This is a genomic window from Desulfovibrio sp. (assembly GCF_019424165.1).
GTDB lineage: Bacteria > Desulfobacterota > Desulfovibrionia > Desulfovibrionales > Desulfovibrionaceae > Desulfovibrio.
The window spans coordinates 12331-22762 of sequence record NZ_JAHZAA010000019.1 but is presented as its reverse complement, the minus strand read 5'-3'; the positions used below and the strand labels follow the sequence as shown (position 1 = coordinate 22762).

The 10432-nt window shown below is 55.5% G+C and carries 7 protein-coding genes; 2 read left to right on the top strand and 5 right to left on the bottom strand.

The features are described 5' to 3' along the window. Window positions 1-532, bottom strand: a 532-nt coding sequence (locus QZ377_RS07975) for an EamA family transporter (RefSeq protein WP_291440636.1), incomplete at its 3' end; no start/stop codon positions are given. Window positions 533-820: 288 nt separating this feature from the next. After that, a complete protein-coding gene (locus tag QZ377_RS07970) occupies window positions 821-2200 on the bottom strand; it encodes an amino acid permease (RefSeq protein ID WP_291440635.1) in 1380 nt (459 codons plus the stop codon). A gap of 300 nt (window positions 2201-2500) precedes the next feature. Here QZ377_RS07970 and QZ377_RS07965 point away from each other — a divergent pair, with 300 nt between their 5' ends. Further along, complete coding sequence (locus QZ377_RS07965; protein ID WP_291440634.1) at window positions 2501-3613, top strand: alanine--glyoxylate aminotransferase family protein; 1113 nt, start codon at window positions 2501-2503, stop codon at window positions 3611-3613. Between the two features lie 51 nt (window positions 3614-3664). Here the strand turns inward: QZ377_RS07965 and QZ377_RS07960 are convergent, their stop codons facing one another. Continuing rightward, window positions 3665-3979: a helix-turn-helix transcriptional regulator gene (locus tag QZ377_RS07960; protein ID WP_291440633.1), complete on the bottom strand. Its 315-nt coding sequence runs from the start codon at window positions 3977-3979 to the stop codon at window positions 3665-3667. 889 nt (window positions 3980-4868) lie between these two features. Between QZ377_RS07960 and QZ377_RS07955 the strand changes: the two genes are divergently transcribed. Then, window positions 4869-7751 carry an EAL domain-containing protein gene (locus QZ377_RS07955; protein ID WP_291440632.1) on the top strand — a complete coding sequence of 961 codons (2883 nt, stop codon included), beginning with the start codon at window positions 4869-4871 and terminating at the stop codon, window positions 7749-7751. A 147-nt stretch (window positions 7752-7898) separates the two neighbouring features. Here QZ377_RS07955 and QZ377_RS07950 read toward each other — a convergent pair whose 3' ends face one another. Both QZ377_RS07950 and QZ377_RS07945 read right to left on the bottom strand, forming a co-directional pair. Beyond that, window positions 7899-9119, bottom strand: a complete 1221-nt coding sequence (locus QZ377_RS07950; protein WP_291440631.1) for a glycosyltransferase — start codon at window positions 9117-9119, stop codon at window positions 7899-7901. Between the two features lie 11 nt (window positions 9120-9130). Continuing rightward, a partial coding sequence (locus QZ377_RS07945) for an HD domain-containing phosphohydrolase (protein ID WP_291440630.1) occupies window positions 9131-10432 on the bottom strand: 1302 nt, incomplete at its 5' end.

The following is a 10432-nucleotide window of genomic DNA, read 5'->3' as shown; positions in this document are numbered from 1 at the left end:
CCGTACCGGCAAAGTAGCTGATGAACAAAATCTCCAAAGCGCAGGCTACAGCCCCCAGCAGGGTAAGAAGTTCCCCGGTGCTGAAGCCCGGCGAAACGCCATCCGGCCCGGCCAGCATGATCAGGCCCAGCAGCGCGCAGCCGATGCCGAGCCAGCCCATCCTGCTGGGTGCGCGCCGCATGAAGAGCCATTGCAGCAAAGGCACTGTAGGCACATAAAAAGCCGTTATAAATGCCGACTTGCTGGCAGTAATGGTTTGCAGGCCGAAGGTTTGCAGGGCGTAGCCCCCCAGCAGCGAAAGCCCTATGATCGACCCCGCAAAAAGCTCGTGCAGGGTCAGGCCGCGCAGGACAGGCAAAGAAACAAGCGTCAGCGCCACAGCCGCCGAACCAAAACGCAGGCCCACAAAAAATAGCGGCCCGGTCACGTCCAGGGCGTTGCGGATGATCAGGAAGGTCGTGCCCCATATTATGGTTATGCCAACCAGCGCCCATTCGCCCCGGCTGAGCTGAAAAATACTTTTGTCCTGCATTGGTGTGAACCTTTCTTTCCTTTCTGGGCGGGCAGTGCCCGCAAACGTGCTGCCGGAAAATGCGGCAGACAGCCCATGATAGCCCGCGCCACTGCAAAAGTGAACCAGCCGGCAATACCCCCAGCCGGAGCACCATATTCTTATCCGGCTGATCGGGCCAGGCGGCAAAAAGAAAGGCCCCTTCAATATAAAGGGACCTTTCCTGAAAACAGGCAGCTTGAAATAAAGACTGTCAGCGAGGGCGCCTCTCAGCCAGGGTCACGCAGGCCCCGCGAAGCCGAAGCGGCGCTACTGCGTATAGTGCTTCTTCATCTTGTAGCCCAGCCACACGAAGAACAGCCAGATGGGAGCCACATAGACGGAAACGGCCATGTCTATCTGCACCAGCACCACAAACACTACCACCATAAAGACAAGACAGAGATAGTTGGACCAGGGGTGCCAGAACGCCTTGAAAACTATCTTTTCCCCGGCCTTTATCTTGGCGGCCCTGAACCGCAGGTGGGTCAGGCTTATCATGGCCCAGTTGATCACAAGAGCCGTCACCACCAGGGCCATAAGCACACCAAGGGCCTTGGCGGGCATAACGAAGTTCAGCAACACGCACAACAGGGTTGCGCCGGAAGAAATCATCAGCGCGTAAACCGGCACACCCCTGGCGCTCACAGCGGCCAAAGCCTTGGGCGCATTGCCCTGAAGCGCCAGGCCGTAAAGCATGCGGCTGTTACAGTAGACACAGCTGTTATACACGGAAAGGGCCGCAGTCAGCACCACGAAGTTGAGCACATGTGCGGCCGAAGGAATGCCTATGAGGTCAAAAATCTGCACAAAGGGGCTGGCTACCATGGCCTCGGCCCACTGGCTTTTGTCAACGGAAGCGCCAAGCTGGTTCCAGGGGTGCAGTGCCAGAAGCACGGTAAGCGCGCCGATGTAGAAGATCAGAATACGATAGATGAGCTGGTTGACGGCCTTGGGAATGGTTTTTTGCGGATCAGAAGTTTCCGCCGCGGCGATGCCCACAAGCTCAAGCCCGCCAAAGGAAAAGCTCACCACCGCCAGCGAGGTAAACACGCCGCCCCAGCCTCTGGCAAAAAAGCCGCCATATTCCCAAAGGTTGCTTACTTTGGCATCGGGTCCGGCGCCCCCGGTGGCGAGCAGAAATGTCCCCAGCGCGATCATGGCCACAATGGCCGCCACCTTGATGGAGGCAAACCAGAACTCCATTTCGCCGAAAACACCCACTTGCGCCAGATTGACCACATTGATGAGAATAAAGAAAAAAGCCGTGGTCTGCCACGGCTCAATGCCGGGAAACCAGTACTGCACATAAACAGCCACGGCCGTCAGTTCCGACATGCCCACCAGAACATAAAGAATCCAGTAGTTCCAGCCGGAAAGAAGACCAGGGAACTCGCCCCAGTATTTGTAGGCAAGGTTGCTGAAAGAGCCGGCCACAGGCTCCTGCGCCATCATCTCGCCAAGCTGGCGCATAATGAGAAAGGCGATAAAACCACCAATGGCGTAACTCAGTATAACCGCCGGCCCGGCCATCTGGATGGTTCCCGCAGATCCGAGAAAAAGGCCCGTGCCAATGGCCCCGCCAAGGGCGATCAACTGAATGTGCCTGTTCTTCAAGGCACGGTGAAGCTCTGGTGTTTCTTTTTTCATAGCCGGCTCGTGTGTTAAAATGATTCGGCAAGGCATATCAGGATTATGAAACTTTGAAAAGACGCCGGAACATGGCGCACTGTTCCGCCGCCAGCCTTTACGGCATGCGGACCAGCGCACAGTTTTTTGTCGCGGCGTGGGAAAAGTCCGTTCGCCCGCTGGACAGATGCCGCATGGTATCGTAAAATTTTTTTGAAAAATAAAAAATTTAAGCTGCGTACCGCGCAGCGGACGCCCGTCTGTACGGACGTCGCACTACCCAGCCCTGACGGGCATAGCCGTTAACCACAGGAGACTGCCATGAGTACAGTTTTGGGATCACTTGACCATGTTCTGCTGATGGCCCCCGGCCCCAGCCCCGTTGCCCCCAACGTTCTTCAGGCCATGAGCCTGCCTACCCTGGGGCATCTTGACCCCGACTGCATCAAGGTTATGGATGCCATTCAGGACCAACTGCGGGCCGTGTGCAAAACCGGCAACGTGGTAACCTTTCCCCTGTCGGGTACCGGCTCTGCGGGTATGGAAGCATGCTTTGTGAACCTGGTGGAACCGGGCGACGCCGTGCTTGTTGTCAACAACGGTGTGTTCAGTTCGCGCATGGTAGAGGTGGCTTCGCGCCTGGGAGCAGATGTGGACGTGGTGGAAAGCCCCTGGGGCACGCCCGTAAACGTTGAGGATGTTAAAAAACAGCTGGCCAAAAAGCACTACAAGATCCTGGCGGTGGTGCATGCCGAAACATCAACGGGCGTCAACAACCCCATTGCCGAGATCGGTGAGCTGGTCAAGGGCGGCGACACCCTTTATATGGTAGACAGCGTGGCCGGCCTCGGCGGCGTGGACATGCAGGTGGACAACTGGGGAGTGGACGCTTTTTACAGCGGCTCGCAAAAATGCCTTTCCGTGCCTCCCGGCCTTGCTCCCGCCTCTTTTTCCGAGGCCGCCCTGGACGCCATGGCCAAGCGCAAACACAAAGTACCCAACTGGTACCTCGATGTTTCACTTATCCGCAAATACTGGGAAGGCTCCCCCCGCGTATACCACCATACCGCGCCCATCAACATGTATTACGGCCTGCACCAGGCGCTGGACAACCTGTTGACGGAAGGCCTGGATGCGGCCTTTGCGCGGCACAAGGCCATGCACCATCGCCTGGCCGACGGCCTGGCGGAGCTGGGCTTCAGCCTGTATGTCAAGGAAGGCGCGGCCCCTCAGGTGAACCTCTTCATTCCGCCCGCCGGCGTGGACGCCAACGCCCTGCGCGCCTGCCTGCGCGAAAAGCACAAGATTGAAGTGGCGGGCGGCCTTGGGGCACTTGCCGGCAAGGTCATCCGCGTGGGCGTTATGGGCGAAGGCGCGCGGCCCGAAGCCATTGACAAGCTGCTTGCCGCTGTCCGGGCCTGCCTCGGCCGGTAGCCCTTGCAAACAGGAGTGCGAGCGGCGGCCACGCCGCTCGCGCTCTTTTTTTCAGGCCTTTTTTCCATCAATTTTTTTCATGCCGGACACGCCTTTTCCACAATGGACGCGACGTTCACTGTTTCTTTTTTTCTCAATTTCTTCCGAAACCCTCCTGAAAAACTCCTCCGGCGGCACACGCAGCGCCTCACAGATAGAGTAGACGGCATTGACCGTCGGTCGTTTCAGCTCCTGTTCAATGTCGCGCAGATAGCGTCGCTCGAGACAGGCAAAGTCAGCCAGCGATGACTTGGTCATGCCGCGCTCTGCGCGCAAGGCCTCAATCACCTTTGCAATGGCGCCCGAAAGGTACGGATATACTTTCATAAGTATTAATTACACCAAAACTCGCCGATGAATATGAACTATAGCACTCACAAATCGAGAACCATAGTTTACATATTTTCCATATTTATTCTTTTTTTGCCGCATATAGCCGTAAAATACCTCTTTAAAACTATCCATATATCAAGAATTCCTGTTATTTCTTTTTCCAGTACATACATAGTTTGCACAAATGACAATTTTAAAAACACTTATGTGCATAAGTTTTAAATATTATTATATTTGTATACAACAAAAAATAACCATAGCACCATAGTTATATATTATGCATAACTATATTATATTAATAATATATGATTATTAATCTAAATACATAAATACAAATAAACAGCATCAATAAAATATAAAGACACATCTACAACTTTAATACATAATATCTATAGCGAAACATATAATTACATCTTTATAAAAATATGTATTAAAAAATGAGCTGCCTTCTTTCCACTACGCACTACAAAGTAGCAATACGAACTGGCATCATTAGCGACATGATACCGCCCCCTGTATCAAATATATATTTTTCTGCTTTTATTTCAAGATATTAAGATAAAAATTAATAATATTTACACAATAAAAAGCATATACTAGGCGTAATAAACTTTTGATACTTGCATCAGCAATTCCATAAAGGTAGAGTGATTTATCATTTGCTGCGATTCCGATGCACGTTTGCGGCTGGATCCCAGATGTCCCCCCGTCATGCGACGTATACAGCGGCATGACAGGTACACGCTTTTATCGTGCGATGGTGTCGCCCGTAGCCTGAAGTTCACGGCGGCCCTGCCCCCCAAAAAAACCACATGATATTGCTGCGCAGGCAGCATAGAGCAAACGCTTCCCTAACGATGTGTGAAACCTGAGGAAAGCGCTCATGAAAATGCTTCAGTACAGAACTTTTCTGCCGGTCCTCGCCATTGCGGTTTATCTGTTATTTTCCACGCCCGCTCTTGCTGGAGAGGTCGTGCGTGTAGGCTTTTTTGAATTCGGCGACTATATGACCCGTGACCGTGACGGGCATTACCACGGAACGGTTTTTGAAATTCTGCACGAAATTTCGACCAATACCGGAATACGCTACAAGATCGTGGACTGCGACGACTGGCCGCGCGGTCTCCAACTGCTTGAGCACGGCCAGATAGACTTGCTGCCCTGCACGTTTTTTCTTCCCGGCCGGAAAACAGACATACTCTTTCCCGACCTGCCCCTTGCCATTTCCTTTGTCTCCATTGCCGTCAAACCGGACGATGCGCGCTACAGGCACGACAAGCCTGCGAGCTTTGACGGCATGCGCGTGGGTGTTATTGCCGGCACCAGGGATGCCCCCGCCCTTGTTGCGTATGCCCGCAAGATGGGCATACGCCTGCACCCGGTGGCCTACACCAATACCACGGCCCTGCTGCAAGCCCTGCACGACAATGAGGTGGACGGCATTGCCACCAGCCTGCCCCGTCGCGACATGCCCCTTCGCGTGGTGGCGCATTTTTCTCCGGAACCTTTCTATTTTGCCGTCAATCCCCGTAAATCACGGCTGCTTGCCACGCTCAATGAAGAGCAGCGCCGGATCGCGCGGCGCGTCTCCGCCACTCATGAGCTGTACGGCAGATATCTTTCCGTCAATATGGCCGAGCAGTCTCTTTTTACTCTCGATGAGCATCTGTACCTCAATGAAGGCAAGCCCGTTATCGTGGCATATGACCCGGACTGGCCCCCGCTGACCTGGGAAAATCCCCAGACACAGGCTTTTTCGGGGATTGTTGCCAACCTGTTCGATAAAATCCGGCAGACAACGGGGCTCAGGTTCCAGTTCGTTCCCATGTCCATGGCCCAGTCCCTGAGTATGGTCACCAGCGGCGAAGTAGATGTCGTCTGCGCTCTTTCCGGCAATTTCCTGTGGGATAAAGAACTGTTCATGCGTACTACGCGCCCGTATCTGCGCACAGCGGTGGTTCAGGTGTACCGCCGTGACGGCTCGCCCCAGAACGGACGCCGCATCGCTCTGCGGCGGGGCTGCCTGATTTCAAGTCAGGTGGCCGCCGACAACAAAGACAAAGAAGCGCACTACTACGATAACCTCACGGAATGCCTGGATGCCCTTGTCAACGGTGAAACGGACACGACCTATTCCGATGTCTACGCAGCAGCCCATCTGCTGAAGAATCCGCGTTACGCGGGCCTGTCTGTGAATCCTGCGGACAAATATATCAGCAATATCAGGATGGGTGTTTCGCGCCAGGCAGATCTGCGCCTGTATTCCATTCTGGACAAGGGCTTGCAATCCTTGCCGGAAAGCCCTGTCGACGGTATGGCGCCCACTGCAGACCCGCTACAGCGTGAAACCACGCTTGCAGAATTCATCAGCCAGAATCCTGTAAGCACGTTCAGCGCTCTTATGCTCTTTTTTCTTACAGTCACCCTGCTCATGGGCATCAGCCTTGCCATCAAGTCCAACAGCAACAAGCGCATACAGATGCTGCTGCACCGCGACATGCTCACCGGCCTGCCCAATCTTTACAAATTCCGCCAGGACTGCGCCAGGCTGCTCGCCAATACGGGCAATCAGGCCTATGTGCTGCTGTTTGGCGATATCTGCCAGTTCAAGGCAATCAACGACCAGTTTGGTTTTTCCTGCGGTGACAAACTGTTACGTGCATATGGCGACATATTGCGAAGCAATGTGGGTGAAGGCGAACTTTGCGCCCGCGCATCGGCCGACATGTACGCGATGCTGCTGCGCTATGAAGGATGGGAGCTGCTGCTGGCGCGGCTGCGCCATATGGAGGACAATCTGGATATATGGCGGCAAAAAGAAGAAATGCCATATAAAATCAAAACGGTATATGGCGCTTACATCGTCAGCGGCACAGAGGGCCGCGATGTGCAGCTCATGCTTGATCTGACAAATTATGCGCGCCGTGAGGCCAAGCGCAACGGCAGCACCTGCCTGATGCTCTACGATGAACAGATGCGGCAAGAAGCCCTGTTACATCAGGAGCTTAACGGCAGGCTTGAAACTGCCATCAAGGAGGGCGAACTGGTTCCCTGGTATCAGATCAAGGTGGACATGCGCACGGGCGCCATTATCGGCAGCGAAGCTTTGGTGCGGTGGAATCACCCCACCCGCGGCCTGCTTATGCCCGACAGCTTTATCCCCCTTTTCGAGCGCAATGGCCTGATTATGGACATTGACATGCACGTGTTCACGCAGGTCTGCAAAGCCATGCAAAGCTGGCGCTTGCGCAACCTGCCGCTGTACACGGTTTCGTGCAACTTCTCGCGCGTGCATTTTGACCGGCCCGAATTCCCACGGCAACTGGCAGAAATAGCTGACCGTTACTCCATCCCCCACGAACTGCTGGAAGTGGAAATCACCGAAAGCGCCATCATGAAAAATCCCGAGGCGGCATGGTTGCGCCTTATCCAGCTCAAGCAGTATGGATTTAAAACCGCCATTGACGACTTTGGCGCGGGCTATTCCTCACTGGGGCTCGTGCAGATGCTCAATGCCGACGTCATCAAGATCGACCGCAGTTTTGTCCTGCGCGACCTGCCTGGCCAGAGGGCGCAGACAGTGCTTGGCAATATCATACGCATGGCTCTGGACCTTGAAATGTCTGTTATTTGCGAAGGCGTGGAAACCGCCGAGCAGGCGGCCATTCTTATGCGGCTGGGCTGTTTCAAGGCCCAGGGCTACTACTATGCCAAGCCCGAGCCGGAACATGAATTTGAGGCCCGCCTGGCCATGCTCATCACGTAATATGATGAAGCTTTTGTCCAAAGGCGGCCTGTTCTGCTGCTTTGTATGGGGAAAAGCACGCTGCCGCGAGCCGTTATGGATAGCATGATCTTCGGGGCGCGCGGCTTTTTTATTTTTAAAAAAGACTGATACTGCAAGACAATCCGGTTATGCCCCGGTGTTTTTCTTGCTTTTTTTCTGCTCCATGCTGTGCAGGATGAGGCTCATGAGCCGCCGCGTCTGCACTTCCGCATCGAATTCCCGCAATATGGTCTGCTGTGCGGCAACGCGCACCTGCCCGAGTGCAGAGGCATTTTCCAGCGCATGGGCAACCGTGCGGGCCATGCATTCCGCATCCCAGAAGCCGCACAAAAAACCGTTGACGCCGTCCCGGATGATTTCCCGCACAGGCGGCGTATCAGAGCCGACCACCAGGGTGCCGCAGGCCATGGCCTCCAGCAGGCCGGTACTCAGCGAATGGGGCGCGGCCAGGTAAACATGGGCCGTAGAGGACCGCAAAAGTTCCCGATACTCCCTGAGTGAGCGCGAGCCGAGCACATGCACACGAACTCTCTGCTCCGGCGGCAGATTCAGGCTGTCTACCCGTTGCAGGGCTTCTTCTTCCTTGCCGCGCATACCACCACCCGGGGTCGCGCTTTCAAGCCAGGCAATCAGCACCAGGCAGTTGGGCCGTTGCGCAAGCAGGTGCGGCAGGCATTCAACAAACTGCTGGAAGCCACGCGCCGGTTCATGCGGCGGCCCCAAAAAACTGACAAGCTCTTTCGCATGTTCGTCCTGGCTTTCCACCGGGGAAAAAAAGCGGGGGTTAATGCCGCTGTGCACAACGTGCAGCTTTTTTTTCAGAAATTCAGGGTACTGCTCCCTCTGCCACAACGATGACGTTACGGCCAGATCACAGTCGCCCAAGGCGTTATATTCCCAAAGATTCGCGACCCTTGCCGGGGCAAAATCCGCAGCCGGGCGCGGTTTTCCCCTGTTGAAAAAGCAATGGCTTTCGCCCGGCGTATAAAACCAGTCGCCCTGCCCCACATAAAAGGTATCGGGAAAAATGTCGCGCAAATAAAAACTGCCGCCCATGCCGGCCGAAGCGCAGACAATATCAGGGAAAAAGCCGTCTTTGCGCAGGCCCAGCAAAGTATTGCCCGCGCGCGCTCCACGCCGCAACCGCGTGACGATCTCCCTTTCCGCCGGGTCATCACTATCACAGGGGGCAGCTGGCGGCAGGCGCAGCCGGCGTACTCCGGCAAGCGCTACTTTCTGCCCGGCTTCGGCCAGAAAAAGCACCGTGTTTTCACGAACAGCCCCAAAGGCCTGAGCCAGGGAACGAAAACGCCCGGGAAATGTCGAATTTAAAAACAATATCCGCATGTATGACCACGCTAGCCTTCATGTTCAGATTTATCATCCCGGCTGTCATTCAACAGCGCAAGAAAGGCCGCGCCCTGCTCCGAGGCCAGGAACGTTCTCAGGGCCGCCACCACGCGCGTGTCGTACTTGGGCGGCTGCTCTTCCAGAATGCCCAGCGCCTGTTCAACACTCATAGCCTGGCGGTAGGAACGCGAGCGAACCAGAGCGCAGAAGGTATTGGCCACGGCCAGAATACGGGCGTTTTCGCAAATGGCGTCTCCGGAAAGCCCGGCCGGGTAACCGGAGCCGTCTTCCCTTTCATACATCTGCGAAATGGCTTCCAGAACCGGCAGGCCAAAATCAATGCCTTCCAGGGCGCGTCTGGCATACTCCACATGCTGTTGCAGCAGCGAGCGCTCTTCGGGCGTGAGCACACCGGACTTGGTGAGCAGTTCTCTGGGCAACTGGATCATGCCTATCTGCGAAAGATTGGCCGCCGTCCGCAAGGTAGCCAGAGTGATTGCATCCGTTTTTTCAAGGCCATAGGCCAGGGTCACGGCAAGCTGTGCCATAAGGGTCGAATGCCCGCGCAGATAGCTGTCAACAGCTTCAACCGCGCGCACAAAGGCATTGACGGTCTGGTTGACCATCTGCTGCGCCCGCTGCTGGGCCGTGGCGAGGTCTGTCACGTCGCTGTAAACCGAAACCACACCCGACATGCGCCCGGCCTCGTCGCGAAACGGCGTGCAGGACGTAAAGAAGTAGCGCTGGCTGCCGTCTACCGGCAGCGTTTCGGTAAAGCTTGAAAGGTCGCCGGTCTGGTGTACCGCCAGCGTATGGGTCACAAGGCTGCGCGCGAGATCCGGCCCCAGATCGGTATAGGAACGGCCGCGCAGGCTGTTGGCATCCGTGCCTACCATATGCGCAAAGCTCTGGTTGGCATAAAATATGATCCCGTTAAGGTCGTTAAGCACAACCCCTGCCGACAGAGCGGAGTTCACGCCGTCCATAATCTGTTTCTGCTGATTGACCATAAGGTACAGGCGGCGCAACTGGTCGGCCACGGCGCGCTCTCTGCGGCCCACAAGCCACCACCACAGGGCGGACAGCATGATGCCTGTCAGGGCCAGCACAAGACCCGCAGCCAGGATGACGTTTTCGCGCAGGGAATTATAGACTGCGTCAATGCGCCCGGTCTCCACCCCCTGATCTACAAGCCAGGGCAGACGCGGCACAGACACGGCCAGGCTGTAAGTGGTTTCTTCGCCTTGGCCGCCGGGTCCGGGTTCGGTACGCATGGCCAGGGGCAGACGGCCGCCTTCAAGCGTCCAGCC